The organism is Pseudomonas sp. NPDC098747 (assembly GCF_044760045.1).
In the GTDB taxonomy this organism is placed as follows: Bacteria; Pseudomonadota; Gammaproteobacteria; order Pseudomonadales; family Pseudomonadaceae; genus Aquipseudomonas.
On sequence record NZ_JBIWAL010000044.1, the window covers coordinates 1 to 26,263 of the forward strand.

Sequence of the window (26,263 nt, forward strand, 5' to 3'; positions counted from 1 at the left end):
GTGAGGAAGAACAGAATAAAGAAATGCTTGAAATCACCGCGGAACAATGCCGGGAAGAAACCGAAAAAGAATGTGGTCCATGAGAAACCCACTGGTACTTCCTTGAACTGCCCGGTGCCTTCATTCTTCAATTTAATGGTACTCATACATCTTTCCTTTTTTCATGCGCATGAAAGCCGGCCACGTGCCGGCGCGTGTTTATGCTTCAGCGCACGAATTGAGGGAAATCAAAAATGATATTTGAGAGCTGCCGAGTCGAATTTCGGATACCAATTTTGATACCAATCGACGTAGTTTTGCGTGAGCTGATGTTGTCTAAGGTTGCCTCAACCCCCTTGTTTCATAGGGGCACCCCCAACATGAAACAGCTATTCATACTGCATCGTGATGTTAGCTGTAGAGATCAAGAGTTATTCCTGCGAAGCATTCTGAGTAGCGAGGGTGCGGCTAGAGCGCTTGGCCCGAGTCAAAGTGCGCTGAAGCGGGGAGTTCCCGGCATCAACCAAGGGGGGCGCGTAAAGTTTGGCGGCGATTGTACTGGTCTGGCTCTTTAAACGATAGGGCGAAGACACCGCGAGTGCCGATTGGCGCAATCACGGGACAGTTTTTCACAGATGAAGGTTCACTATCGGTTACAAAGTGTGGCTAAAATGCCATCCATTCACCCACCGCCCTACAGCGGCGCGGACTCAAGGACGTGCCTTTTTTACTCAGACCACTGCATAAGACGCTGGGCCTCGGGCCGACAGGCGCGCAGTTTGTTCACTTCTGACGTGTGACGAATTCCGTGAAACTCATCATTGCTGCTATTTATGTCATTTCCATTGCATACGTTCACTTGCGTGGCCGTGTGCGTCACAAACTGGGTCGGCAACTGAGCGACCATTCGACGTTTCTGGCGCCGATCAACTGCTTTCTCTACCTGTTCTCGAAAAAGCCGAACAAACCTTACCTTGATCCGACTGAATTTCCCGACCTGAGCCCGTTGCAGGCGCACTGGGAAGAAATCCGCGAAGAAGGCCAGAATCTGCTTCGCGCGGGGGAAATCAAGCGCTCGAACCAATACGACGATGTCGGTTTCAACTCCTTCTTCAAAAGCGGCTGGAAGCGTTTCTACCTCAAGTGGTACGGCGAGAGCCATCCGTCGGCCATGAAGTTGTGCCCACGCACCACGGAACTGGTGCAGAGCATCGGCTCGATCAAGGCAGCGATGTTCGCCGAGCTGCCGCCAGGTTCGAAACTGGTGCGCCATCGCGACCCGTACGCCGGCTCCTATCGCTACCACTTGGGCCTGGACACCCCTAACGACGCGGGTTGCTACATCAACGTCGACGGTGAGAATTATCACTGGCGCGACGGCGAAGCGGTGATGTTCGATGAAACCTTCATCCATTACGCGGAAAACACCACCGACAAGAACCGGATCATCCTGTTCTGTGACATTGAGCGACCGCTTAAGTATCGCTGGGCTTCAGCGCTCAATCGCTGGTTCAGCCGTACGGTAATGTCTGCCGCCGGTGCGCCCAACGATGCGGGCGACCGTACCGGTGGGATCAACCGTTTGTTTACCAAAATCTACAAGGTTCGGTTACGTGGCAAAGAGCTGAAAAAGCGTAATCGTGCTCGGTACTACATGGAAAAGTGGGCGATCTTTGGTGGTTTACTGGCGGTCTTCATTCTGATCTGAACATTGTAGTGCCTGGGCTGACGCCTTCGCTGGCAAGCCAGCTCCCACAATGGTTGGTGTGATACCCTAATCAGATTCACACCGTCAAACCCTGTGGCAGCTAGCTTGCTAGCGATGACTCTCTCAAAAGCGACCTGTCAGTTAGCTGACAATCCTTCAGTTGTCATGCCCCGGACGCTTTTTTGGTCTTCTTCGCCGGCGCTGCTTTCGCGGCCGCTTTGGCCTTAGGCTTGGCCGGCGCCTTGCCACCCAGGCTGCGTTTAAGCAGTTCGGTCAGGTCGATAACATCGGCCGTTTTGCGCTGTTCCTCGCCGCCCACCGTTTCGACATCCTCGATCTTGCCTTCGTGGGCTTTTTTCTCCACCAGCGCCATGATCTTGTCTTCGAATTCGTCGTTGTAATCCTCGGGTTTCCAGTCCCCGCTCATGTCTTCGACCAGTCGTTTGGCCATGTCCAGTTCACCCTTGGCCAACTGCGGCTGGGTGACTTCGCTGCCCAGTTCCAACTGATCGAGGCCGCGTACTTCCTGTGGCCAGCGCAATTTCACCAGCACCAGTGCCGATTCGAGCGGCATCAACGCCGCCAGATACTGGCGCGTATGCAAGACCACGCGGGCGAGGGCAACCTTGTTGGTTTTGCTCAATGTTTCACGTAGCAGCGCGTAAACCTTGCCACCGCGCTTGTCCGGCGCCAGGTAATAGGGCGTATCGATGTTCTGCAACGGAATCTGATCCGCGTCGACGAAGGAAAAGATGTCGATGGTCTGGGTCGAAACCGGGTGCGCCGAGCGGATTTCCTCTTCGCTGAGCACCACATATCGGCCCTTTTCATAGGCCACACCTTTGACGATGTTCTCCTTGGTGACTTCCTTGCCGGTCACCTTGTTGACGCGCTTGTAGCCCACCGGGTCCATGCTGCGACTGTCGAGCCAGTCGAAGTCCACGCCTTGGGACGAGGTCGCTGAAACCAGCGCGACAGGGATATGAACCAGTCCGAAACTGATCGCGCCTTTCCAGATTGCCCGAGCCATGGTGAGTCCTCCGAGTGATGATCAGGTGACCTGAGGCCCGTCTCGAAAGTTTCCAGAAAATGCGCGGTTTCAGTTCTGCTCGGTCAAGTCGTGTTACATGTTGTTTAAGGCTTGTGGGTTAACAAATCCGAACCCTGAGCGTAGCGTGGACTCAGACGTTCTATTCACCGGACAGAGAGGCGCCATACCATGAACCGAATCCTGCTTGGCGTCGCCATCCTCATGCTCAGTGGCGGTCTGGTTCATGCAGACCGCGCGGCGCCTCCTTCTGCGCTACTGCTGGCGCAAAGCCCGACCGGCAACAGCAATAACCCCTATAACAGCCCGATTCGCCGGGCCAACCCCAACAGCATGCAGGGCACCCAACCCAGTGCGCCGCCCATCCGCGGGCCGAACACCGTTCCCACGCCGCGCCCGCCAACCCTCGATAACCGGGGCATTGGCAATGGCCAGCCGATTCGTTCGGTGCCGAGCAAGCCGCCCACCTTCATTCCCAATCCACCTTCGCGAAGCACCGGCACTCAACGTTGAACCGCAGATCAGACGGTCTGTCAGTCTTTGAAACGACAAAAGGAATCGTGCATGTTGCGTAAAACCCTCCTGGCCAGCCTGTGCGCCGGCGCTCTGATCAGTGCTCCGGTGTTCGCCGCCGCCCCCAAAGAGTTGCAAAGTGAGCAAGGCACACTCGAAGTCACCACAATTGCCCAAGGGCTTGAGCATCCGTGGGCGCTTGCCTTTTTACCGGATCGCCAAGGCATGCTGGTGACCGAACGGCCGGGGAATCTGCGGTTGGTCGGTGCGGACGGCAAGCTATCGGCCCCCATTAGCGGAGTGCCGAAAGTCTGGGCCAAAGGGCAGGGCGGTTTGCTGGACGTCGTGTTGGCACCGGACTTTAAACAGGACCGACTGGTTTACCTGTCCTACGCTGAAGGTGGCGGTGCGGGAGACAAGGCCGGTACGGCGGTGGGGCGCGGTTACCTGTCGGATGACTTGAAGACGCTGAAGGATTTCAAAGTGATCTTCCGTCAGGAACCAAAACTCTCCAGCGGCAACCATTTCGGTTCACGGCTGGTGTTTGATCGCGATGGTTATCTGTTCATCACCCTGGGTGAAAACAACGACCGGCCGACCGCGCAGGATCTCGACAAGCTGCAAGGCAAGATCGTACGGATCTACCCCGACGGCAAAGTACCGGACGACAACCCTTTCGTTGGGCAATCAGGCGTGCGCCCGGAAATATGGGCTTACGGCATCCGCAACCCACAGGGTGCAACGCTCAACCCGTGGAACGGCATAATCTGGGAAAACGAACACGGCCCGCGCGGTGGTGATGAGGTGAATATCATCGAGCGCGGGAAAAATTACGGCTGGCCGCTGGCGACCCATGGCATCAATTATTCGCTGCTGCCGATCCCCGAAGCGCAGGGCAAAAGTGTTGAAGGGGGCGTCGATCCCCGCCATGTGTGGGAGCAATCACCGGGCGTAACGGGGATGGCGTTCTACGATAACGACCGCTTCAAACCATGGCAACACAACCTGTTTATCGGTGCGCTGGTGACCCAGGAGTTGATCCGCTTGCAGTTCGATGGCGACAAGGTCGTGCATGAGGAGCGCTTGCTGGGTGAGCTTAAGCAGCGCATTCGCGACGTGCGGCAGGGACCGGATGGGTATTTGTATGTGCTGACGGATGAGGAGAAGGGTTCGCTCTATAAGATTGGCTTGAAGTAACTTCAATTCAGGCAATTGGAAACCTGTGGTGAGGGGATTTATCCCCGATGGGCTGCGCAGCAGTCCTCGCTTTTGAATCAAAAGCCGGGTCCGCTTCGCAGCCCATCGGGGATAAATCCCCTCACCACAAACGCCTTTGTGATTCATCAATCCCTGGCGTAAACCACCACCACTGCCCGCAGCTTCCCCCGACCAAACCGACACATTTTCTCGAACTCACCATGGCTCACCGGCACATGCTGGCAGTCCATGGGCTGGCGATGCTGGCTGTGATCGACGTCGGGGTCATGCAGATAAACAAAATCCTCATCGCAATCGGTCACCACGACCCAATGTGGCGATTTGGATCGAGTCAGTCGATAGCTGCTGATCAGCACCAACGGCTGTCCTCCGGCCTCCAATAAACGCGGCAATTCCAGCGCAGCCCCGATCACCCGCTCGACGTCGGTCTGCGCCAACTGCGCGGTGAACTCTTCATGGACCAGGCGCATGACGTCTTTTTTATGCTCATCGCGAACTCCATCGAGGAACAGTGGCCCGGCGAGGCTCAACTCCAGGCGCACGCGAAACCCCCGTCGCCACGCCGCAAGCGCCAAGCCCTGAGGGCTGCAACCACCGTGCCCCGACGTCATGAAAACGGTGGTCGCCTCGCGCCAGATCTGCAGTTCCTCACGGCGCTCCAACAAGCGTTCTGACTGCAGCGCCCCCATGGCCATCAACAGGCACGCCGGGCCACAGGTGAAATCGGTGGTTTGCCCGTACCAAGGCACTTTTATGCTGCGCGAGTCTCGATGCTGGAGAATGCGTTTCTCCAGGCGCAACGCGTCGGCATGGTCTTCGTAGTAATCGTGAATCAGCGCAAAACGCCGGTAGCCGTTGCGTTCATACAGGGCAATGGCGGTGGGGTTGTCGGTGCGTACTTCCAGGCGCAGGTACGCGCAATCATGTTCCAGTGCGCAAGTCTCGATCCGTTGCAGCAGTTGCTTGCCCAATCCGCTACCGCGCGCCTCGGCGGCAATCGCGATGGAATACAGTCGCGCCAGTGACGTGCCGCGATGAAACAACGCCAGTGCGTAACCGCGTAATTGGCCGTCGAGGTCGGCCACCAGCAGTTGTGCGTGGGCGCGGGTAATCATCCAGTGAAAACTGCGACGGCTGAGCCCGTCGTTGGTGAAACATTGCATTTCCAATGCCAGCAACGCCGGCAGATCTTCAACTACCGCCAAACGAAAAACAGTACTCATATGACCACCGTAAAAGTTGCGTAACGAAACGAGACTTTCGAAAAACTTCGTGCTTAATAGAAAAGGTCTTGTTCTCCAACGGATCAATCTCTATGTCAGCGGTACAGGGTCATTGGCGCGAAGTATCCGAGCAAAGTTTGCCGGCGGCAACTTATTTAAATTCAGCGGCTGGTACTTCCAGTCGAGTGTTGATCATTGTCGAGCGCAAGGAAGACTGGGCTTCATACTTCCCCAGCGAGGACATCATCACCGCGCAGGAATACCTCGAGCAAACCCGTGACAGCGAGCAGGGCAAACGCGTGCAGGTGATCAATCTGTGCCGCAGCTACAAGTACCTGGGCCATGGCTATTACTGCTCGCTGCTGGCCGAAGCCCGTGGGCACAAGGTGATCCCTTCGGTTCGCACGATCAGCGAGCTGACCAAAAAATCACTCTACGGCCTGGCGCTCGACGACCTCGATAAAACCCTGGAAAAAGCCCTCAGTCATCATCTTTACAGCGACACCGAAGGATTTACCCTGACGCTGTACTTTGGCAAAACGCATATCGAGCCGCTGCAGGACTTGGCTCGACAATTGTTTGAAGTGTTTCCCTGTCCGATTCTGTTAGTTGAGTTTCGTCGAACTAACGGCTGGCACATCGAGGGCATAAAGTCTGGCACTTTGCATAAGTTGCGCGACGATCAGGAAGATCAGTTCGCCAATGCGCTTGATGGCTTCAGCCGTAAAGTCTGGCGGGTGCCGCGCTCCAAACAAGTGGCGCGCTACGACCTGGCGATCTTGCACGATCCGCAAGAAGCGTTGCCGCCGTCCAACAGCAAGGCCTTGGCTAACTTCGTTCGGGTCGGCAAGACCATGGGCATCGACGTCGAACTGATCGAGCGCAAGGACTACGCGCGATTGGCCGAGTACGACGGCTTGTTGATTCGCGAAACCACCAGCGTTGACAACCACACTTACCGTTTCGCCAAGAAGGCCGAAAGCGAGGGGCTGGTGGTGATGGACGATCCGGCCTCGATTCTGCGCTGCACCAACAAGGTCTACCTTACCGACCTGCTCAACAGCCATCAACTGGGCATGCCGGCGACGGAGATTCTGTATAAGGAGCGACCCGAAGATTTCGAGCGGGTAGGGGAACGGCTTGGTTTTCCGTTGGTGTTGAAGATTCCCGACGGCTGTTTCTCGCGGGGTGTGATCAAGGTCGAAAGCCAGCAGGCGCTGCTCGAAGCCACGGCTGAACTGTTCGAACATTCGGTGCTGTTGCTGGCCCAGGAGTTTTTCTACACCGAGTACGACTGGCGCATTGGCGTGCTCAACCGCAAACCGATCTTCGCGTGTCAGTACTTCATGTCCAAGGGCCACTGGCAGATCTACAACCACAAAGCCAAGGGCCAGGACGTCAACGGCGAATGCCGGACAATGGCGATCCACGAGGCTCCCCGCGCAGTGGTGGAACTGGCGGTGAAGACGGCCAACCTGATCGGCGACGGCCTCTATGGCGTGGACCTGAAACAGGCTGGCGACAAGGTGGTGGTGATCGAAGTCAACGACAACCCGAACCTGGACGCCGGTACCGAAGACGCTTATTTGCAGGACGATCTGTATTCACTGGTACTGGAAGAGTTCGTGCGGCGGCTGGAACTCAAGCGTCGCGGTCAGGCCTGGTGAGGCGCCGATGATCAACAGTTTTGCATTGAGCCACGGCGCCTTGCAGCGGGTCGAACGACTGGACGCCGAGGTGATGCTGTTTAGCGATCCTGACGCCGCCGAGCGCGACCTGCTGCACAGTCATTTCAAAGTCGATCCACACGCACTGGCCTCGGCACTGGACCCGGACGAAGTGTCGCGCATCGAATTTCACCCCGATCATCTGTTCCTGATCTGGAAGCGCCCGGAAAACTATTCCGGCGGCGGCAGTCTGGCGTTCGAGGTGTCTTCGTGCGGTTTGCTGTTCTCGCCCGGGCAATTGCTGGTGATCGCCACCGACGACACGCCGTTACACGGCCTCGGCACTCGCCAGCCGTTGAACACCCCACTGGATGTGCTGCTCGACCTGCTGTTCAACAACATTCATCACTACCTCGGGCACTTGAAGGTGATCAAACTGGTCGCCCGCGAGTTGCAGCACAAATTCAACGCCTCGATGCAGAACCAGCATCTGGTGCAGATGTTTAACCTCAGTGAAAGCCTGATTTATTACATCAACGCCCTGCACAGCAACGGCGCGGTGCTGACGCGGCTGCGCAACCATGCCGAAAAACTGCATTTCAACAGCGAAGCGATCGGCCTGATCGACGACCTGATCATCGAAAACAACCAGTGCTACAAACAGGCGGAGATTTACTCCACGGTATTCTCCGGGCTGATCGACGCGCGCGGCAACTTGATGAACAACAGCATGAACAACCTGTTGCGCAAACTGACGTTGATCAACGTGGTGTTTCTGCCGTTGAACCTGATTGCGAGCATTGGCGGGATGTCGGAATTCAGCATGATGACGGCGGGGACACCGTGGTGGGTGTCGTATCCGCTGTTTCTGGCGGCAATGTTGTTGGGGGCGGGGGGGATGTTGTTTGGGCTACGGCGTTTGGCCAAATAATCGTCGTTGATTGATCGGACGCCTTCGCGAGCAAGCTCGCTCCCACAGGGGAACGCATTTCAAAATGTATGAGCAGGCTCACTTCCACAGGAGAGTGCATTCAAAATGTGGGAGCAGGCTCACTTCCACAGGGGAGTGCATTCAAAATGTGGGAGCGAGCTTGCTCGCGAAGGCGTCGGCACAGACAACGCAGAATTCTGGTCAGTCCCGCTTTTGGCCGAACCGCCACCGTGATGCCTTGTTATAGTTCGGGCCTCATTTTCAGCCCGGTAAAGGATCACTACCATGTCTCAATACACCGCCTTCAGCGTCGAACTGGCCTATAACATCGCCCATGTGCAGATCAATCGTCCGGAAAAGATCAACTCGATGAACGCCGCGTTCTGGAGCGAGATCGTCGAGATTTTCCAGTGGATCGACGATACCGACGAAGTGCGCGTGGTGGTGCTCAGTGGTAACGGCAAACACTTTTCCTCCGGCATCGACCTGATGATGCTCGCCGGCGTCGCCAACGAACTGGGCAAGGACGTTGGCCGTAACGCGCGCCTGCTGCGCCGCAAGATTCTGACCCTGCAAGCCTCGTTCAACGCCGTCGACAATTGCCGCAAGCCGGTAATCGCGGCGATTCAAGGTTATTGCCTGGGCGGTGCCATCGATCTGATCGCCGCCTGCGACATGCGTTACGCAGCCGAAGACGCACAATTCTCGATCAAGGAAATCGATATCGGCATGGCGGCCGATGTTGGCACTTTGCAACGGTTGCCACGGATCATCGGTGACGGCATGCTGCGTGAACTGGCTTACACCGGTCGCCACTTTGGCGCTGAAGAAGCGCGCAGCATCGGTCTGGTCAATCGCGTTTACAGTGACAAGGACGCGCTGCTCGAAGGCGTGCTGGACATCGCTCGCGACATCGCGTCCAAATCGCCAATCGCAATTGTCGGTACCAAGGAAATGATCAGCTACATGCGTGACCATCGCATCGACGATGGCCTCGAATACGTTGCCACCTGGAACGCCGCCATGCTGCAATCCACTGACTTGCGCGTGGCCATGGCCGCCCATATGAGCAAACAGAAACCCGAATTTGTGGATTGAGAACCATGACATCTCGCTGGACCACTGCAGTACTGGACACCGATCAACCCGGCGGCTGGGCCGTGGCGCGTAGCCCCGAAGGCTTTCTGTTCGACGACAACGGCGCGCTGTTCCCGCGTGAGTGGCTCAAGCGTCAGGACTTGTCGGTGCTGGCTGAACATGGCATCGGCCACCTCGATGGCGAGCCGGTGTACTTGCTGGAGTTGCGCAGTGCCAGCGAGGTCATGGGTTGCAGCTGGAAAGGGCTGCGGGCGTTCATGCTCGACGGCGAGCACACGATCTACAAAGTGCTGGGTTATGCCGCGCAGATCGGCACCTGGGCCCTTGAACATCGCTTCTGTGGTAATTGCGGGCAAGCCATGACGCAAGTGCCGCGCGAGCGGGCGATGTATTGCCAGCCGTGCGATCTGCGCAGTTATCCGCGAATTTCGCCGAGCATGATCGTGCTCATCACCCGTGGCGACGAGATTCTGCTGGCACGCTCACCGCGTTTTGTCAGTGGGGTCTACAGCACGCTGGCCGGTTTCGCCGAACCTGGCGAGTCGGCGGAGGAGTGCCTGATTCGCGAGGTGCGCGAAGAAGTGCAGATCGAGGTGAAGAACATTCAGTATCTGGGCAGCCAGTGCTGGCCGTTCCCGCATTCGATGATGCTGGGGTTCCATGCCGAATATGCCGGCGGCGAGATTGTCTGTCAGGAAGACGAGATCGAAGACGCCCAGTGGTTCAACGTGCACGATCTGCCACCGTTGCCGGCGGCAAAATCGATTGCCCGTTATCTGATCGATGTCTATGTGGCGCGGCGCTTAGGCCACGCTGAACCAGTGCTGCCAAGCTAGGCGCACAGTCAACCCCAGCACCACGGTGATGAACACCGGACGAATGAACTTGGCGCCACCGCTGATCGCGGTGCGCGCACCGAAGAAAGCGCCGACCATCACCGACAGGCCCATGCTCAGGCCGATAATCCAGTCCACTTGCCCCGAAAATATGAACACCGACAGCGCCGCAATGTTGCTGACGAAGTTCATACTGCGCGCCACGCCGCTGGCCTTGACCAGGTCGATCGGGTACAGCAGCAGGCTGCTGACGGTCCAGAACGCCCCCGTGCCGGGACCGGCCACGCCGTCGTAGAAACCGAGGCTGAAGCCTTGGGTCGATTGCCATTTCTTCTTGATCGGCGCGTCGCTGTCCAGCGGCGCTTTTGGCGTGCCGCCGAACAACAGATACAGGCCGCAGGCGAAGACGATCACCGGGAGCATTTTGTTCAGCCATTCTGCCGGCAGGTAATGGGCGACGACGGCGCCGGTCAACGCACCGACCAAGGTGCCGACAATTGCATGCACCCATTGGCGCGGATGAAACAGCTTGCGCCGGTAGAAGGTGAAACTCGCGGTCGCCGAACCGAAGGTCGAACTCAGTTTGTTGGTGCCCAGCACCAGATGCGGCGGCAAGCCAGCGGTCAGCAGCGCAGGCGTGGTCAACAGACCGCCACCGCCGGCGATGGCATCGATGAAACCGGCAACGAAAGCGACAACGGCCAGAATGGCCAGGGTAGTGAGGTCAACGCTGAGTTCAAAAGGCATGGAGTCGACTTATTCGGCTGGGGCGCAGATCGGGGCTGCGGGGAAGGGCTGCCATGTTACTCATTTCCAAGTGTTGCGGCGAGCCAGCGCGCGTTCCATCCGCGTAATCCCTTCTTCCAACAACGACCGTGGGCAACCGAAGTTCAACCGCACGAACTGCTGGTTCTGATCGCCAAAGTCCAGCCCGGCGCTCAAACCTACCTTGGCCTGTTCAAGGAAGAACTGCTGCGGGTTTTCCAGATCCAGCGCCGAGCAATCAAGCCACGCCAGATAAGTCCCCTGCGGCACATTAATGGTCACGCCCGGCAAACGGCTGCGCACCGCTTCAACCAGGTAATCACGGTTGGCCTGAAGATAAGCCTTCATCTCGGCAAGCCACGGCCCACCTTCGCTGTACGCCACGCGAGTAGCTTCCATGCCCAGCGGATTGACGCTGTCGACCATGCCGCAACGGGCGTGATTGACGCGTTCGCGCAGGGCGGCGTCCTGGATGATCATGAACGAGGTCTTGAGGCCGGCGATGTTGTAAGCCTTGCTCGCCGACATCAGGGTGATCGTGCGCTGGGCGATTTGCGGGCTCAGCGAGGCGGTCGGAATGTGCACGCGACCATCGAAGCACAGCTCGGCGTGGATTTCGTCGGAGATGATCCACGCATCCTGTGCCACGCAGATGTCAGCTACTGCTTGCAGTTCTTCACGGCCGAACACCTTGCCGATCGGGTTGTGCGGGTTGCTCAGCAGCAGCGCGCCGCCACCGTTCAACGAATCACGCAAAGTGTCCAGCGGCGTGGCATAGGTGCCATCAGCCTGCGGCACGAATTCCAGTTCAACCTTGTTCAAACCCCAATGCCCCGGCGCATGGCGCAGCGGCGGATAGTTCGGCACCTGCACCACGACGTTCTGCTGCGGCTGCACCAGCGCCTTGAGCGCCATGTTGAAACCGGACTCGACGCCCGGCAGGAAGATCAGCTCTTGCGGCTGGACCTTCCAGGCGAACTTGTTCCAGAGGTCGGCAACGATGGCTTCACGCAAGGCGTCCTGCGCAACGCTGTAACCCACCAGCGGGTGCAGCAAGCGCTGTTGCAACGCCTCAATGACCACCGGCGGCGCGGCGAAATCCATATCAGCGACCCACATCGGCAGCACGTCGGCCGAATAGCGGCTCCACTTGGTGCTGCCGGTGTTGTGGCGGTCGAATACCTGATCAAAATCGAAAGTCATGCGCGGTCTCGTGAAGGCGGGTGAGTTCTGTCCGCCATGATAAGCCCATGACCTTGTCGGAGCACACAAAACCTGTGGGAGCTGCGGTGCGACGATTCGACTTGCCAGCGATAGCGGTGGGTCAGTCACCATCATTGTTGGATGTGCCGACGTCATCGCTGGCAAGCCAGCTCCCACAGAGGATTGGGGTTGTCAGGGAGAATGCCGACAAACGGCCGACGGTCGGTTTTCACACAGTCTGTGTGGTCATTGTCTACAGTGAAAAGGCTGGCACTCGTTGCCGCAACCGTGTTTGTCCAGATAAAACCCGGCACCAGTACCGGGTTCCACCTGATCAGGAGTGCACGATGGATCTCAGCCGTCGTCAGTTCTTCAAGGTCGCCGGTATCGGCCTTGCAGGCTCAAGCCTGGGCGCGTTGGGCATGGCCCCCACGTCTGCCTTCGCCGAGCAGGTGCGTCACTTCAAGCTTGCCCACACCCATGAAACCCGCAACACCTGCCCGTATTGCTCGGTCGGTTGCGGCTTGATCATGTACAGCCAGGGCGATGCCGGGAAGAATGTCGCGCAAAATATCATCCACATCGAGGGCGACGCCGACCACCCGGTCAACCGCGGCACCCTCTGTCCAAAAGGCGCGGGCCTGCTGGACTTCATTCACAGCCCGGGCCGTTTGCTGTATCCGCAAACGCGCAAGCCCGGCAGCAGCGAATGGACGCGAATCAGTTGGGACGAAGCGCTGGATCGCATCGTCGACCTGATGAAAATCGACCGCGACGCCAACTTCATCGAGAAAAATGCCAACGGGCAAACGGTGAATCGCTGGCTGACCACCGGATTCCTCGCCGCTTCGGCGGCGTCCAACGAAGCGGGCTACATCACCCAGAAGGTGATTCGCAGTCTCGGCCTGCTGGGGTTCGATAACCAGGCGCGTGTCTGACACGGTCCGACGGTGGCAAGTCTTGCCCCGACGTACGGCCGTGGTGCCATGACCAATACCTGGACCGATATCGCCAACGCGAATCTGATCCTGGTGATGGGCGGCAACGCAGCAGAAGCGCATCCGTGCGGCTTCAAATGGGTGACCGAGGCCAAGGCGCATAACGCCGCGCGGCTGATTGTGGTCGACCCGCGTTTTACCCGGACCGCTTCGGTGGCCGACTATTACGCGCCGATCCGCACCGGCACCGACATCGCCTTCATGGGCGGTTTGATCAATTATCTGCTGACCGAGGACAAGATCCAGCACGAATACGTGCGCAACTACACCGACGTGTCGTTCATCTTCAAAGCCGGTTATGGCTTCGAGGACGGCATCTTCAGTGGCTACGACGTGGCCAAACGCAGCTATACCGACAAATCCGGCTGGGGCTACGAAATGGGCGAGGACGGCTTCGTCAGCGTCGATCCGACCCTGCAAGACCCGCGCTGTGTCTATCAATTGATGAAGCAGCATTACAGCCGCTACAACATCGACCTCGCGAGCCAGATCTGCGGGATGCCGGTCGATGCCATGCAGAAAATCTGGGACGAAATCGCCACGTGCTCGATACCGGGCAAAACCATGACGATTCTCTACGCGCTCGGCTGGACCCAGCACTCGATTGGCGCGCAGATCATCCGCAGCGCGGCGATGGTGCAACTGTTGTTGGGCAACGTCGGCATGCCGGGCGGTGGCGTGAATGCCTTGCGCGGACACTCGAACATTCAAGGTCTGACCGACCTTGGATTGCTCTCCAATGCGCTGCCGGGCTATCTGTCGCTGGGCACAGACACCGAGCAGGACTACGCCGCTTACATCCACAAACGCACGCAAGTGCCGTTGCGCCCGGGGCAACTGTCGTATTGGCAGAACTACAGCAAATTCCACGTCAGCCTGATGAAGTCGTGGTACGGCGCCCACGCCACAGCCGAGAACAATTGGCTCTACGACCATCTGCCGAAACTCGACATCCCGAACTACGACGTGTTGAAGATGTTCGACCTGATGAGCCAGGGCAAGGTCAACGGCTACTTCTGCCAGGGCTTCAATCCGATCGCCGCGTTGCCCGACAAAAACCGCGTGATGGGCGCGTTGGCCAAACTCAAATGGCTGGTGGTGATGGACCCGCTGGCCACCGAGACTTCGGAGTTCTGGCACAACGTCGGCCCGTATAACGACGTGAAAAGCGACGAGATTCAGACTGAAGTCATTCGCCTGCCGACAACGTGTTTCGCTGAAGAGGACGGCTCGCTGGTCAATAGCAGTCGCTGGCTGCAATGGCACTGGAAAGGCGCCGATGGCCCGGGCGAAGCGCAGACCGACATCCGCATCATGAGCGAACTGTTCCTGCGCCTGCGCAAGCGTTATCAGGCCGAGGGCGGCAAGTTTCCCGATCCGCTGCTGAAACTGTCGTGGCCGTACAAGATTGCCGACGAACCGTCCCCGGAAGAGTTGGCCAAGGAAATCAACGGCAGCGCTGTCGCCGACTTTACCGATGCCACTGGCGCCACGGTCAAGGCCGGCACGCAACTGGCTGGGTTCGGCTTGCTCAAGGATGACGGCAGCACCGCGTCCGGCTGCTGGATTTTCGCCGGCAGTTGGACGGAGGCGGGCAACCAGATGGCCCGGCGCGACAACGCCGATCCGTATGGCATGCACCAGCATCTCGGCTGGGCGTGGGCCTGGCCGGCCAATCGGCGGATTCTCTACAACCGCGCTTCAGCGGACGTCGCTGGCAAACCGTGGGACCCGAAAAAGCGTCTGGTGTGGTGGAACGGCAAAAACTGGGGCGGCACCGATGTGCCGGACTTCAAGGCTGACGTGCCGCCGGAAGCCGGGATGAACCCGTTCATCATGAACCCCGAAGGCGTGGCGCGATTCTTTGCCGTCGACAAGATGAACGAAGGGCCATTCCCCGAGCATTACGAGCCGTTCGAAACCCCCATCGGCATCAACCCGCTGCACCCCAACAACAAGAAAGCCACCAGCAACCCGGCGGCGCGGATTTTCGATTCGGTCTGGGAAACCCTCGGCGAGGCCAAGGACTTTCCGTACGCCGGCACCAGCTATCGCTTGACCGAGCATTTCCACTTCTGGAGCAAGCACTGCAAGTTGAACGCAATTGCCCAGCCTGAGCAGTTCGTCGAAATCGGTGAGGTGCTGGCGAAAGAGAAGGGCATCGCTGCCGGTGATCGGGTGCGTGTGAGTTGCATGCGCGGGTTCATTGAAGCGGTCGCAGTGGTGACCAAAAGGATCCGGCCGCTGCAGGTCAACGGCCAGGTCGTGCATCAGATCGGCATCCCGTTGCACTGGGGTTTCACCGGCCTGACGCGTCACGGTTACCTGACTAACACCCTGGTGCCGTTCCTCGGCGATGGCAACACACAGACCCCGGAATCCAAGTCATTCCTGGTCAACGTGGAGAAACTATAAATGGCCAGCCAAGACATCATTGCCCGCTCGGCCACCACCACTGTGCCACCCTCGGTGCGCAATCAGGAGGCCGTGGCCAAGCTGATCGACACCACCAAATGCATCGGCTGCAAGGCCTGCCAGGTCGCCTGTTCGGAATGGAACGAGCTGCGCGACGAGGTCGGCCACAACCACGGCACCTACGACAACCCGCAGGATCTGAGCGCAGAATCCTGGACGCTGATGCGCTTCACCGAGCATGAAACCGACGCCGGCAATCTCGAATGGCTGATCCGCAAGGATGGTTGCATGCACTGCGCCGAGCCGGGATGCCTCGCGGCGTGTCCGAGCCCCGGCGCGATCATCAAGCACGCCAACGGCATCGTCGACTTCGATCAGGATCACTGCATCGGCTGTGGTTATTGCATCACCGGGTGCCCGTTCAACATTCCGCGCATTTCGCAAAAAGATCACAAAGCCTACAAGTGCACCTTGTGTTCGGATCGGGTCGCGGTAGGCCTGGAGCCGGCCTGCGTGAAAACCTGCCCGACCGGCGCCATCGTCTTCGGCACCAAGGAAGACATGAAGGAGCACGCCGCCGAACGCATCGTCGACCTGAAAAGTCGCGGCTTTGAAAACGCCGGCTTGTATGACCCTGCCGGCGTCGGCGGCACCCATGTCATGTACGTGCTGCACCACGCCGACACGCCGAGGATTTACTCCGGTTTGCCAGACGCGCCGGCGATCAGTCCGCTGGTGGGGTTGTGGAAAGGCATCAGCAAACCGCTGGGCCTGCTGGCGATGGGCGCGGCGGTGCTGGCCGGGTTCTTCCACTACGTACGCATCGGGCCGAACCGGGTTGAAGAGGATGACCATCCGACCCCGCCCGACACCTCGGTGCATATCGTCGACCCGGCGGTGCACACCTTCGATCCACGCGGGGAGGACCGGCCATGAGCAACAAGACGATCCTGCGTTACACCGCCAACCAGCGCACCAATCACTGGCTGGTAGCGATCCTGTTTTTCATGGCCGGGCTGTCCGGGCTGGCGCTGTTTCATCCATCGATGTTCTGGCTGACCCACCTGTTCGGCGGCGGGCCATGGACACGAATTCTGCATCCGTTCATGGGTGTGGCGATGTTCGTGTTGTTCCTTGGCCTGGTGTTCAATTTCTGGCGCGCCAATTTCTTCATCGCCAACGACAGGCAGTGGCTGCGGCGCATTGATCGGGTAATGGTCAACGACGAAGAAAGCGTGCCACCCGTGGGCAAGTACAACGCCGGGCAAAAGCTGCTGTTCTGGACTTTACTGCTGTGCATGCTTGCGTTGCTGTTCACTGGGCTGGTGATCTGGCGTGCGTATTTCAGCGCGTTTTTCGGCATCACCCTGATCCGCTGGTCGATGTTGCTGCATGCGCTGGCCGGGTTTTTGCTGATCCTCAGCATCATCATTCACATCTACGCCGGGCTGTGGATCAAGGGCTCGGTCGACGCGATGCTGCATGGTTGGGTCAGCCGCGCCTGGGCGAAAAAACACCACGAACTCTGGTATCGCGACATCACCCGCGATGAGCGTCAACCGGACGCGCCGGAGCGACCGATCACCAAAAAGGGCTGACCTTTGCCAAGCATTCTTGAACCCGGAGAAATCGAAGCGGTGGCCAGTTCGCCGCCGTTTCTGTACCTGCCACCGCACAACCTTTTCACCCTGCGTGCGCAACGCCTGGAGCGATTGGCCGAAGGGCATCCGTTGGCCGAATATCTGCGCTTGATCGCCGGTTTGTGCCGGGCTCAGCAGCAGGTGCTGGATGATCCGCCATCGACCGAACCGGTCGATCAGCAGCGGCTTGCGCTGTGTCAGCAACACGGTTTGCCGCCGTTCGGCGCCGACACCTTGATCCGCGAAGATGACTGGCAAGTCTGGCTGGAGGCTTTATTGCAGCGCTACACAGCACCCGAGCAACCCGCCGTGATCGATGCAATTACCACGTTGCGCAGCGCCAGTCCCGGGCAGCTGCGCAGTTGGGCGGTGGCGTTGGTCAGCGGTCAATACTCGATGGTGCCGGCGCAACTGGTGCCGTTTCTCGGCTCGGCGCTGCAAGCGGCGTGGAGCCACTGGCTGCTCAGCGCACCCAACCTGCAACTCAAACCCGGCGACAGCCTCAGCCAATGCCCGGCGTGCGGTTCACCAGCCATGATCGGCGTGATTCGTCATCGCGGCAAACACAACGGTTTACGCTATCTGGTGTGTTCGCTGTGCGCCTGTGAATGGCACGTGGTGCGGGTCAAATGCGTGTATTGCGAGTCGAGCAAAGGCCTCGATTATCTGAGCTTTGAGGATGATCGCCACGCCGCCAATCAAGCGCCGTTGCGCGCCGAAGTCTGTCCGGGCTGCAACAGCTATCTGAAATTGCTCTATCTGGAGAACGATGCCGACGCCGAAGCGTTGTCGGCGGACCTCAACAGTCTGCTGCTCGATATGCGTCTGGCGCAGGACGGCTATCAGCGGCTGGCACCGAATCTGTTGCTGGCTCCGGGAGACGAATGAGCGCAGCGTCTACACTCGCCGGACAGTCTTTTGTTTGGGGAGTGGCAGATGTCTGCAAGCGTTCCACTGCGTTTACCTTCCATTGATGGTTTGTTGAGTCACCCGGCGTGTCTGCCCCTGGCCGAGCGTTACGGGCGTGAGGCGTTGCTGGCGAGTTTGCGGCAGTTGCTGGATGAGTTGCGTCTGAGCGTGTTGAACGGGCAGTTGTCGGCGGTTGAAATCAGCCCCGATGTGCTCGCCGGCCGGGTTGGCGAACGCCTTGTCCAGCAACACCGCAGCCAGGTTCGAAGGGTGTTCAACCTGACCGGCACGGTGCTGCACACCAATCTTGGCCGGGCGCTGTTGCCTGAAGAAGCCATTGAAGCGGTGCAGATGGCGGCGCGCTATCCACTCAATCTGGAATTTGATCTGGCCAGCGGTAAACGCGGCGATCGTGATGATCTGATCGAAGGCCTGATCCGCGAACTGACCGGCGCCGAAGCCGTCACCGTGGTCAACAACAATGCCGCTGCGGTGCTGCTGACGCTGAACAGCCTCGGCGCGCGCAAGGAAGGCATCATCTCGCGTGGCGAACTGATCGAAATCGGCGGCGCGTTTCGCATCCCTGACATCATGGCCCGCGCCGGCGTGCGTCTACACGAAGTCGGCACCACCAATCGCACCCATGCCCGTGATTACGAAGCGGCGATCAACCCGCGCAGTGGTTTGATCATGCGCGTGCATGCGAGCAATTACAGTATCGAGGGTTTCACCGCTCGCGTGCCGACCGCCGAGTTGGCCGAGTTGGCGCATCGTCACGGGCTGCCGCTGTTGGAGGATCTGGGCAGCGGCAGTCTGCTCGATCTGACGCGCTGGGGTTTGCCGGCCGAACCGACGGTGCGCCAGGCGCTGCTCGATGGCGCCGATATCGTGACTTTCAGCGGCGACAAATTGCTTGGCGGCCCACAGGCCGGGTTGATTGTCGGGAGCAAAGCACTGATCGCGAAGATCAAGAAGAACCCGCTGAAACGCGCATTGCGGGTCGACAAACTGACCCTGGCGGCGCTGGAAGCGGTACTCGGTTTGTATCGCGATCCGGATCGACTGGCCGAGCGATTGCCGAGTCTGCGCCTGTTGACCCGTCCTCAGGCTGACATTCTTGCGCAGGCGTCACGATTGCAACCAATCATGGCTGACGCCTTGGGCGAGGTCTGGAGTGTTGGCGCTGTGCAGGCACTGGGCATGATCGGCAGCGGCAGCCAACCGGTGGCGCGGCTGCCCAGTGCAGCGCTGTGTTTGCGCCCGCAAGTGTCCAAGCGTTTGCGCGGCCGTTTTCTGCTGAATCTTGAAGCCGCGCTGCGCGCCTTGCCGATCCCGGTGCTCGGGCGCATTGACGACGACGCGTTGTGGCTGGACTTGCGCCAACTCGACGACGAACCCGCGTGGCTGGCGCAGTTGCCGCACTTGCAGGTCGAGCGGTGATCGTCGGCACGGCGGGGCACATCGACCACGGCAAGACGTCGTTGCTGCAAGCGCTGACCGGGCAAACCGGCGACCGTCGCCCGCAGGAGCGCGAACGCGGTATGACCATTGATCTCGGTTATCTGTATGCCGAACTGGAACCGGGTGCCGGGCTGAGTGGTTTTATCGATGTGCCCGGCCATGAAAAATTCACCCACAACATGCTCGCCGGCGCGCAGGGCATCGACTTGGTGTTGCTGGTGATCGCTGCGGACGACGGCGTGATGCCGCAAACCCGCGAGCATCTGGCGATTGTCCAGCTACTCGGCATTCCCCGCGCAGTGGTGGCGATCACCAAGTGCGACCGGGTCGAGGCGGGCCGGGTGGAAGAAGTGCAGCGCCAGACGCTGGACTTGCTCGAAGCCGGGCCGTTTGCCGAGGCGCCGATCCTGGCGGTGTCGAGCGTCAGCGGGCAGGGCATTGATGAATTGCGCCAGACGTTGTTGCAGACCCAACGTGAAGTGCTTGAACGCAGTCGTGACGGCGGTTTTCGTCTGGCCATCGACCGCGCCTTCAGTGTTGCCGGTGCGGGGATTGTGGTGACCGGCACCGCGCTGTCGGGCGTGGTCGCGGTGGCGGATAAACTGGTTTTGGGGCCTGCCGGTAAAGCCGTAAGGGTTCGTGGTTTGCATGCGCAGAATCAGCCCGCCGAACAAGCCTTTGCCGGGCAGCGCGTGGCATTGAATATCAGCGGTGATCGCCTGGCACTGGAGCAAATCCATCGGGGCCAATGGCTGCTGAGCGAGTGGCTGTTCGCGCCGACGCAACGGGTCGACATCGACTTTAAACTGTTGCCCGGTGAACGCCCCTTCGAACACTTCCACCCGGTGCATCTGCACCTCGGCACACACGACGTGATTGCCCGCGTCGCCTTGCTCGAAGGCCCGTGTCTGAACCCCGGCGAGCGCATGTTCGCGCAACTGCTGATCAACGCGCCGGTGCACGCGGTGCAGGGTGATCGGCTGATCCTGCGCGACCACAGTGCGCAACGTACCCTTGGCGGCGGTCAGGTGCTCGACCCATTTGCCCCGGCCCGACAACGTCGTAGCTCAGAACGGTTGGCGCAACTTGAAGCCTTGGCGCGCAGTGAAAGTTTTGAGCAAGCGCTGCCGGTGTTGCTCAATCACAGTTCCGGCGGCCTCGATCCACAGCGGCTGGAACGCCAGTTCAATCGCCCCCGCGATAGCTGGGCATTGCCGCAGAACGTGCGGCTTATCGATACGCGTCAGGGGCCGGTGCTGTTCAATGTGCAGCGTTGGGGACAGTTGAAATTCATCCTGCTGGAACAACTGGCGAAGTTTCATGAACTGGAGCCCGACCAGATGGGCCCGGATCGGGATCGTCTGCGACGCTTCAGCGGTTTGGCTCTGGAACGTTCGACCTTTGCCAGTTTGCTCGACGAATTGCGCGACGCCGGTTCGATCAACGCCAGCGGGCCGTGGCTGCATCTGCCAGATCATCAGGTGCGCTTGAATGCCGAAGACGAAACCTTGTGGCAACAACTGCAACCGCTGTTCGAAGAGGCCGGATTCGACCCGCCGTGGGTGCGCGACATCGCCAAAGCGGTCGAGCAGGACGACGCCGTCGTCCGCTTGCTGCTGCGCAAACTCGCGCGCCTGGGCCTGATGCATCAAGTGGTGCGCGACCTGTTTCTCAGCGACGCGATGCTGCGGCAGATGGTGGCGGTGTTGCTGCAACTGGCCAAGGAAAATCCGCAGATCCAGGTGACAACCTTCCGCGATGCGCTAGGCTTGGGGCGCAAGCGCTCAATTCAATACCTCGAATACTTCGACCGCCTCGGCCTGACCCGGCGCAGCGGCGAATCACGGCAAATCCGTTACGACAACGCGTTGGCCACCGCCGACGTGCACTGAGTTCAAGGAAGGCAATCGCGCCCGGTGGCGCGGCCGGGCTTCAAACCCGGTTGGGGACGGCATCCGTTCCCGGGCAGGTTCGACTCCGGCTGCCTTCCGCCAGTTTTCTTAAAGCAAAAGATCGCAGCCTTCGCCAGCGCCGACCCTGTACCATCCGCCAATCCTGACAATGGACTGCCGGAGATCCGCTTGAAAAATCTCACCAGAAGCACCGTGCTTTTCTTCACCCTGTTGGTGTGTGCGAACGCTGCGGGATGGCTTTACTACGTGATCACGCACGGCACAGTGACACGTGGAATGCCAATGATCAGAACCACGGAGCCGCTGCTGATTGGAGGGCGTAATGGTGATGAAAACAGCTATGTACTGCCGATCGGCACCACGCTTTATGAAGATAAAAGCTACCCGGAAGGGTTCACACGTTACCTGGTCTACTTCAACCACAAAGGCCCGATTGATCACGAAACGGTGACGATGGAGCCGAAGTATGGCGGCTCTCTGATTGATCCGCTGTGGTTGGAAAGCATTGACGCCGTTACGTTGAAGGACATCTTCAAGCGTTTTCCTTTATCCAGGAACGATGTCGCCGCGGCGGTCAAGGCCAATGACATTACCCGGGAAGATCTGATCGAGATTATCGGTGAAATGCCGGAGTGACGGATCGTCAGAGGTTACGCTGCGCTGCCATCCGGTCATGCAAAATTCGAATAATGGCAACTCCGTACGCCGTGATTCGAAAGTAGATGATGTGCCGTTCCACGTTACAGCGTCGATATCCGGGGCGGATGGCGTCACACGCCGGCGCTGTTTTCGGGCGCTCTGCCAACTGCGCACATGCTGCGATAATGATGTCAATGTAGCGATTGGCTTGATCCGGGCTCCACTGTCGCGCGGTATAACTCCAGATTGCCTCAAGGTCGCCCTCGGCGGCAGGTGTAAGACGATATTCAGCCATGCGTAGTCAACATTCTTTGCTTGAATGCGACTGGATCGAATGGGCGAGGCTTGCCGCTGGATTCGCCTTCCCTGAGGGCGGCTCGGACCGTCTCCAACTCGGCGCTGCGCTCCTGTTCTCGCCGGATAAGATCGCGGATGTATTCGCTGTCGTTGGTGTAATGACCTGCTTCTATCTGGGCTTTGATCCAGTTGTCTTGCTGGTCAGTTACGGTGATGGTTTTTCGTACGGTTCCCATGGCTTGGCCTCCGGTGGGTGGTCGATTGTGCGCAAGTTATCATACTATTGGTGCGCTAACGAGTATGGATCCTTTAAGCCAGTCTACTGACCCCGACACTTTTAAAGCAAAAGATCGCAGCACGCGTTGGTGTTAGCCTGCTCGCTATGGCAGTCGGTCAGTCCTGCAAATATTGAATGACACTGCGCCATCGCGAGCAGGCTCGCTCCTACAATTGACTGTATTTCGTCAGAAGCCCAGCGGGTACTGGATCACCACGTAAATCCGGTCAATATCATCCCCCGCTTGAGCTTCATTGGCCCGGTGTGAAACATGCGATACCTGCACCGACAAATCCTTCGACGCACCGGACTGCACGATGTACTTCAAATCAATGTCGCGCTCCCAGTGTTTGCCGCCATCGCCTTGCTGTGGTCGGTAATCACCGCTATCGACATCAAACGGATTGTAGGCGCCGCCCTTCGGCGCATGGGTGCCGTCGATGTGGTTGCCGGTGACGTAGCGGGTCATGAACTTGAGGCCGGGGATGCCGAAGGCACCGAGGTCGAGGTCGTAGCGTGCTTGCCACGAGCGTTCACCGGCCCCGTTGAAGTCGGCGTACTTGATCGAGTTGGCGAGGTAGATCGAGTCGCCGCCGAAGAAATCGAACGGTGTGTTGCCATTGATGCGCTGCCAGCCGAGCATTACTGCATGCGGGCCGAGGGTGTATTTGCCCGAGAGGCTGAACGCGGTGTTGTCGATTGTCCCGGCCAGCGCCTGCCCGGTGTCGCGGGTGTGGTAGAGGTTGGCGTCGAGCAACAGGCCGGGTTGCTTGAAATGCAGGTTGCCGTAGTACTGGTGCCAGGTGTCAGTCAGGTCGGAGGCATACAGCGCGCCGCCCCACGGGCTGTGGTTGAACAGGTCGGCGCCGAGAAAACTGATTGAGCTGTGCTCGGTGTTGGCGCCGTAACCGTAGAAATCACCTTTTCCGGAAGAGCTGTCCTGATTCTTGAATGCCGTGAAATGCCCGGCTTGTAGATTGATGTTGTCGAGTTCCCGGCTGCTGAGCAGAAAACCGGTGGCGTATTCCGGCTGGAGGCGTTTGTCGGAAGTATCGAACACCGGCGTTTCGACGGTCATTTCACCGAAGGCGATGGTGGTGCGCGACGCCTTTAGTTTCAATGCGCCGCCGGCGCTGGAGTAGTCGTTCTCGCTGCGGCCATCGCTGTCGACCGGCAGCAACCCGGTGCCGGAATGGCCTCTACCGCCATCCAGTTTCAGCCCGAAAAAGGCATGCGTGTCGACGCCGAACCCGACCGTGCCGGATGTGAAACCCGATGAGAAAGTACCGATAAACCCTTGTGCCCACTCTTGTTTATAGTTTTTACCGGCGGGTGAAGGCGAGCGGTAGTCGTTGTTCAGGTAGAAGTTGCGGCTGAGCACTTCAGATTTGGAATCGTCCAGAAAACCGCCCGCATTGGCCGCTGAGTTCAGACCGCAGAGCAACGCAAGCAGGGAGAGGCGCGATGGAGCGCAGTCGATCATGGTCAGTGGCCAATAGCAAAGAAGATGGCACTGATGATCAATATATTCGGCAGTCAGGGATTGGACCGATGTGCTGAATTTGGCAGCAACACCCAAAAACCTGTGGGAGTGAGCCTGCTCGCGAATGCGGTGGATCAATCAGCAATGATGTTGACTGACCCGGCGCTATCGCTGGCAAGCCAGCTCCCACAGGGATGCGGGGTGGGGCTACGATTTCTGGCATCACACAAAAACCTGTGGGAGCTGGCTTGCCAGCGATAGCGGTGTGTCAGGCAACATTTCTGTCGACTGACACACCGATATCGCGAGCAGGCTCGCTCCCACAGTTTGACCGCGTTATGACAATGGCGGGGTGCGTGGCGGGATCAGGCGTTTGCTGCCCGTGGATTCGAACGCCGCTGCCAGGCGCAGCAGGCTCGAGTCGTCGTAGGCGCGGCCGGCGAAGGTCAGGCCGACCGGCATGCCGATGTCGGCCATGACGCCCATTGGCACGGTGACGGTTGGCACGCCCAGGTGGCGGATCGCGAGGTTGCCGTTGGCGACCCAGATGCCGTTGCTCCAGGCGATGTCGGCGGACTCAGGGTTCACATCCGCATCTGCCGGGCCGACGTCGGCGACGGTCGGGAACAGCACCGCGTCGAGGCCAAGTTGGTCCATCCAGTCTTCAAGGTCGATGCGCCGGGTTTGTTCCAGGCCACGCAAGCCATCGGGCACGGTGGATATTTCATTCCAGGGCGTGATGCCGCGCTCGGCCATGCGCACGTATTCGTCCATGCCTGCGACGAGATCGCCCTCACGGTTGGGCAGGGTGCCCGGCTCGTGGGGGAAGATTTTCGCGCCATCGACGTCGACCAGTCGATTGAGCTTCGGGTCGCCGTTGGCTTGCAGGAAATCGTCGAATGCCCAGGCAGTCAGATCCCACAGTTCATGGTGGAGGAACTCTTTGGACACCAAGCCACGGGTGAACACGGTCGGCGCGCCGGGGCGATCGCCTTCGCAGTTGGAGACCAGCGGGAAGTCGGTTTCGATCACTTCGGCACCGGCGGCTTCCAGTGCCTGACGCGCCTGTTTCCACAGATCGATCACCGATGCGCGGGTGTTGATGCGTTGGCCGGTCGGGCCGCCGATGCCCGGCGCTTCGCTGGTGCCCGCTTCAGGGTCCGCGTTGATGAACATGCGTGGCACGGCGAAACGCTTGCCGGCCAGCGCCGCGCGGTCAGCAGCCAGTTCGGCGTAGGCGGCGGGGCGCACGGAACTGACGCTCGGGATCGGCACCCAGGGTTGCAGGCGCCACAGATCGCCCCGGGTGTCCGGGTCTTCGGCGACGACGATATCGAGGACTTCCAGCAGGTCGGCCATGGTGCGCGCGTACGGCACCACGACGTCCATGGTCGGAGTCAGCGGCCAGTTGCCGCGCACCGAGATCACGCCACGCGACGGGGTGTAGGCGCACAGGCCATTGTTCGAAGCAGGGCCGCGCCCGCTCGACCAGGTTTCTTCCGCCAGACCGAATGCGGCAAAACTCGCAGCAGTGGCGGTACCGGCGCCATTGGACGAGCCGGAGGCAAACGGTGCGGTGAGGAAGTCGGCGTTGTACGGGCTCTCGGCGCGGCCGTAAACCCCGCGCTGCATGCCGCCATTGGCCATCGGCGGCATGTTGGTCTTGCCCAGGCAAATCGCCCCGGCACCGCGTAGGCGCTCGATGGTGAAGGCGTCGCGGTAGGCAACCAGATCAGCGAAGGCCGGGCTGCCGGACGCTGCGGTCAGGCCCTTGACCAGATAACTGTCCTTGGCGGTGTAAGGAATGCCGTCGAGCGGGCTGAGGGTTTCGCCTTTGGCGCGGCGGGCATCGGCGCCCCGGGCTTCGTTGAGTGCTTCGGGATTGCGTACGACAACTGCGTTGAGCGTTGTCGCGGTGTCGGCGCCGTCGTAGGCATCGATGCGGGCGAGATAGGCCTGTACCAGTTCAACCGACGTGGTCTGGCCGGACTCAAGCGCGGCGCGCAGTTGGGCAATGGAAACTTCGGTGACTTCGATCATGC

General features: G+C 59.4%; 22 protein-coding genes and 1 tRNA gene. 15 read left to right on the forward strand and 8 right to left on the reverse strand.

Annotation, left to right across the window (positions count from 1 at the left end; translation table 11 throughout):
• The first annotated feature begins 787 nt into the window (after positions 1-787).
• The gene (gene lpxO, locus ACIQVE_RS22100; RefSeq protein WP_402812157.1) at positions 788-1,687 is read left to right on the forward strand and encodes a lipid A hydroxylase LpxO; all 900 of its coding nucleotides are present in this window, start codon (positions 788-790) and stop codon (positions 1,685-1,687) included.
• 163 nt (positions 1,688-1,850) lie between these two features.
• On the opposite strand, the gene ACIQVE_RS22105 is transcribed toward lpxO, so the two are convergent.
• The gene (locus ACIQVE_RS22105) at positions 1,851-2,717 is read right to left on the reverse strand and encodes a Ku protein (RefSeq protein ID WP_402812159.1); all 867 of its coding nucleotides are present in this window, start codon (positions 2,715-2,717) and stop codon (positions 1,851-1,853) included.
• A gap of 189 nt (positions 2,718-2,906) precedes the next feature.
• Here ACIQVE_RS22105 and ACIQVE_RS22110 point away from each other — a divergent pair, with 189 nt between their 5' ends.
• The gene (locus ACIQVE_RS22110) at positions 2,907-3,248 is read left to right on the forward strand and encodes a hypothetical protein (protein ID WP_402812162.1); all 342 of its coding nucleotides are present in this window, start codon (positions 2,907-2,909) and stop codon (positions 3,246-3,248) included.
• Positions 3,249-3,299: 51 nt separating this feature from the next.
• Positions 3,300-4,445 (forward strand): PQQ-dependent sugar dehydrogenase, encoded by a 1,146-nt coding sequence (locus tag ACIQVE_RS22115; RefSeq protein ID WP_402812165.1) that lies wholly within the window; start codon positions 3,300-3,302, stop codon positions 4,443-4,445.
• Between the two features lie 146 nt (positions 4,446-4,591).
• On the opposite strand, the gene ACIQVE_RS22120 is transcribed toward ACIQVE_RS22115, so the two are convergent.
• Positions 4,592-5,689 carry a GNAT family N-acetyltransferase/peptidase C39 family protein gene (locus ACIQVE_RS22120; RefSeq protein ID WP_402812167.1) on the reverse strand — a complete coding sequence of 366 codons (1,098 nt, stop codon included), beginning with the start codon at positions 5,687-5,689 and terminating at the stop codon, positions 4,592-4,594.
• A 92-nt stretch (positions 5,690-5,781) separates the two neighbouring features.
• Here ACIQVE_RS22120 and ACIQVE_RS22125 point away from each other — a divergent pair, with 92 nt between their 5' ends.
• From ACIQVE_RS22125 to nudC, 4 genes are all read left to right on the forward strand, one after another.
• Complete coding sequence (locus ACIQVE_RS22125) at positions 5,782-7,356, forward strand: RimK family protein (protein WP_402812170.1); 1,575 nt, start codon at positions 5,782-5,784, stop codon at positions 7,354-7,356.
• Between the two features lie 7 nt (positions 7,357-7,363).
• Complete coding sequence (locus tag ACIQVE_RS22130; protein WP_402812173.1) at positions 7,364-8,287, forward strand: magnesium transporter CorA family protein; 924 nt, start codon at positions 7,364-7,366, stop codon at positions 8,285-8,287.
• Positions 8,288-8,572: 285 nt separating this feature from the next.
• The gene (locus tag ACIQVE_RS22135) at positions 8,573-9,385 is read left to right on the forward strand and encodes a crotonase/enoyl-CoA hydratase family protein (protein WP_402812175.1); all 813 of its coding nucleotides are present in this window, start codon (positions 8,573-8,575) and stop codon (positions 9,383-9,385) included.
• A gap of 5 nt (positions 9,386-9,390) precedes the next feature.
• The gene (nudC, locus tag ACIQVE_RS22140) at positions 9,391-10,221 is read left to right on the forward strand and encodes an NAD(+) diphosphatase (protein WP_402812178.1); all 831 of its coding nucleotides are present in this window, start codon (positions 9,391-9,393) and stop codon (positions 10,219-10,221) included.
• On the opposite strand, the gene ACIQVE_RS22145 is transcribed toward nudC, so the two are convergent.
• Both ACIQVE_RS22145 and ACIQVE_RS22150 read right to left on the reverse strand, forming a co-directional pair.
• Entirely contained in the window at positions 10,189-10,968 is a 780-nt protein-coding gene (locus ACIQVE_RS22145; RefSeq protein WP_402812180.1) for a TSUP family transporter, read from the reverse strand. The genes nudC and ACIQVE_RS22145 overlap by 33 nt on opposite strands.
• Before the next feature lie 60 nt (positions 10,969-11,028).
• Positions 11,029-12,189 carry a MalY/PatB family protein gene (locus ACIQVE_RS22150; RefSeq protein ID WP_402812183.1) on the reverse strand — a complete coding sequence of 387 codons (1,161 nt, stop codon included), beginning with the start codon at positions 12,187-12,189 and terminating at the stop codon, positions 11,029-11,031.
• Between the two features lie 347 nt (positions 12,190-12,536).
• Between ACIQVE_RS22150 and fdnG the strand changes: the two genes are divergently transcribed.
• From fdnG to ACIQVE_RS22190, 8 genes are all read left to right on the forward strand, one after another.
• Entirely contained in the window at positions 12,537-15,602 is a 3,066-nt protein-coding gene (fdnG, locus tag ACIQVE_RS22155; RefSeq protein ID WP_402812186.1) for a formate dehydrogenase-N subunit alpha, read from the forward strand.
• Positions 15,603-16,538, forward strand: a complete 936-nt coding sequence (gene fdxH / locus ACIQVE_RS22160; RefSeq protein WP_402812189.1) for a formate dehydrogenase subunit beta — start codon at positions 15,603-15,605, stop codon at positions 16,536-16,538.
• Entirely contained in the window at positions 16,535-17,200 is a 666-nt protein-coding gene (locus ACIQVE_RS22165; RefSeq protein WP_402812193.1) for a formate dehydrogenase subunit gamma, read from the forward strand. Before fdxH ends, ACIQVE_RS22165 begins: the two co-directional genes overlap by 4 nt.
• Before the next feature lie 3 nt (positions 17,201-17,203).
• Positions 17,204-18,130, forward strand: a complete 927-nt coding sequence (gene fdhE / locus ACIQVE_RS22170; RefSeq protein WP_402812194.1) for a formate dehydrogenase accessory protein FdhE — start codon at positions 17,204-17,206, stop codon at positions 18,128-18,130.
• 48 nt (positions 18,131-18,178) lie between these two features.
• On the forward strand, positions 18,179-19,591 hold the full coding sequence (selA, locus tag ACIQVE_RS22175) for an L-seryl-tRNA(Sec) selenium transferase (RefSeq protein ID WP_402812196.1): 1,413 nt from the start codon (positions 18,179-18,181) through the stop codon (positions 19,589-19,591).
• The gene (gene selB / locus ACIQVE_RS22180; protein ID WP_402812256.1) at positions 19,588-21,504 is read left to right on the forward strand and encodes a selenocysteine-specific translation elongation factor; all 1,917 of its coding nucleotides are present in this window, start codon (positions 19,588-19,590) and stop codon (positions 21,502-21,504) included. The genes selA and selB overlap by 4 nt, the downstream gene beginning before the upstream one ends.
• Positions 21,505-21,510: 6 nt before the next feature.
• A tRNA-Sec gene (locus ACIQVE_RS22185) sits at positions 21,511-21,606 on the forward strand.
• A gap of 87 nt (positions 21,607-21,693) precedes the next feature.
• Positions 21,694-22,161 (forward strand): hypothetical protein, encoded by a 468-nt coding sequence (locus ACIQVE_RS22190; RefSeq protein ID WP_402812198.1) that lies wholly within the window; start codon positions 21,694-21,696, stop codon positions 22,159-22,161.
• Positions 22,162-22,168: 7 nt separating this feature from the next.
• Here ACIQVE_RS22190 and ACIQVE_RS22195 read toward each other — a convergent pair whose 3' ends face one another.
• The 4 genes from ACIQVE_RS22195 to ACIQVE_RS22210 all read right to left on the reverse strand — a co-directional run bounded on the left by ACIQVE_RS22195 (position 22,169) and on the right by ACIQVE_RS22210 (position 26,261).
• Positions 22,169-22,459 carry a type II toxin-antitoxin system RelE/ParE family toxin gene (locus ACIQVE_RS22195; protein ID WP_402812201.1) on the reverse strand — a complete coding sequence of 97 codons (291 nt, stop codon included), beginning with the start codon at positions 22,457-22,459 and terminating at the stop codon, positions 22,169-22,171.
• On the reverse strand, positions 22,452-22,697 hold the full coding sequence (locus ACIQVE_RS22200; protein WP_402812204.1) for a type II toxin-antitoxin system ParD family antitoxin: 246 nt from the start codon (positions 22,695-22,697) through the stop codon (positions 22,452-22,454). The genes ACIQVE_RS22195 and ACIQVE_RS22200 overlap by 8 nt, the downstream gene beginning before the upstream one ends.
• A 228-nt stretch (positions 22,698-22,925) precedes the next feature.
• On the reverse strand, positions 22,926-24,221 hold the full coding sequence (locus tag ACIQVE_RS22205; RefSeq protein WP_402812206.1) for an OprD family porin: 1,296 nt from the start codon (positions 24,219-24,221) through the stop codon (positions 22,926-22,928).
• A 336-nt stretch (positions 24,222-24,557) separates the two neighbouring features.
• Complete coding sequence (locus ACIQVE_RS22210) at positions 24,558-26,261, reverse strand: amidase (protein WP_402812209.1); 1,704 nt, start codon at positions 26,259-26,261, stop codon at positions 24,558-24,560.
• Between the last annotated feature and the right edge of the window lie 2 nt (positions 26,262-26,263).

Bases quoted from the DNA above. Each gene is read 5' to 3' on its own strand.
- ACIQVE_RS22115 (WP_402812165.1), top strand. From the start codon at position 3,300: ATGTTGCGTAAAACCCTCCTGGCCAGCCTGTGCGCCGGCGCTCTGATC.
- ACIQVE_RS22205 (WP_402812206.1), bottom strand. From the start codon at position 24,221: ATGATCGACTGCGCTCCATCGCGCCTCTCCCTGCTTGCGTTGCTCTGC.
- selA (WP_402812196.1), top strand. From the start codon at position 18,179: ATGTCTGCAAGCGTTCCACTGCGTTTACCTTCCATTGATGGTTTGTTG.
- ACIQVE_RS22145 (WP_402812180.1), bottom strand. From the start codon at position 10,968: ATGCCTTTTGAACTCAGCGTTGACCTCACTACCCTGGCCATTCTGGCC.
- ACIQVE_RS22165 (WP_402812193.1), top strand. From the start codon at position 16,535: ATGAGCAACAAGACGATCCTGCGTTACACCGCCAACCAGCGCACCAAT.
- ACIQVE_RS22150 (WP_402812183.1), bottom strand. From the start codon at position 12,189: ATGACTTTCGATTTTGATCAGGTATTCGACCGCCACAACACCGGCAGC.
- ACIQVE_RS22130 (WP_402812173.1), top strand. From the start codon at position 7,364: ATGATCAACAGTTTTGCATTGAGCCACGGCGCCTTGCAGCGGGTCGAA.
- ACIQVE_RS22120 (WP_402812167.1), bottom strand. From the start codon at position 5,689: ATGAGTACTGTTTTTCGTTTGGCGGTAGTTGAAGATCTGCCGGCGTTG.
- ACIQVE_RS22135 (WP_402812175.1), top strand. From the start codon at position 8,573: ATGTCTCAATACACCGCCTTCAGCGTCGAACTGGCCTATAACATCGCC.
- ACIQVE_RS22125 (WP_402812170.1), top strand. From the start codon at position 5,782: ATGTCAGCGGTACAGGGTCATTGGCGCGAAGTATCCGAGCAAAGTTTG.
- nudC (WP_402812178.1), top strand. From the start codon at position 9,391: ATGACATCTCGCTGGACCACTGCAGTACTGGACACCGATCAACCCGGC.
- ACIQVE_RS22200 (WP_402812204.1), bottom strand. From the start codon at position 22,697: ATGGGAACCGTACGAAAAACCATCACCGTAACTGACCAGCAAGACAAC.
- ACIQVE_RS22105 (WP_402812159.1), bottom strand. From the start codon at position 2,717: ATGGCTCGGGCAATCTGGAAAGGCGCGATCAGTTTCGGACTGGTTCAT.
- ACIQVE_RS22210 (WP_402812209.1), bottom strand. From the start codon at position 26,261: ATGATCGAAGTCACCGAAGTTTCCATTGCCCAACTGCGCGCCGCGCTT.
- ACIQVE_RS22110 (WP_402812162.1), top strand. From the start codon at position 2,907: ATGAACCGAATCCTGCTTGGCGTCGCCATCCTCATGCTCAGTGGCGGT.
- fdxH (WP_402812189.1), top strand. From the start codon at position 15,603: ATGGCCAGCCAAGACATCATTGCCCGCTCGGCCACCACCACTGTGCCA.
- ACIQVE_RS22195 (WP_402812201.1), bottom strand. From the start codon at position 22,459: ATGGCTGAATATCGTCTTACACCTGCCGCCGAGGGCGACCTTGAGGCA.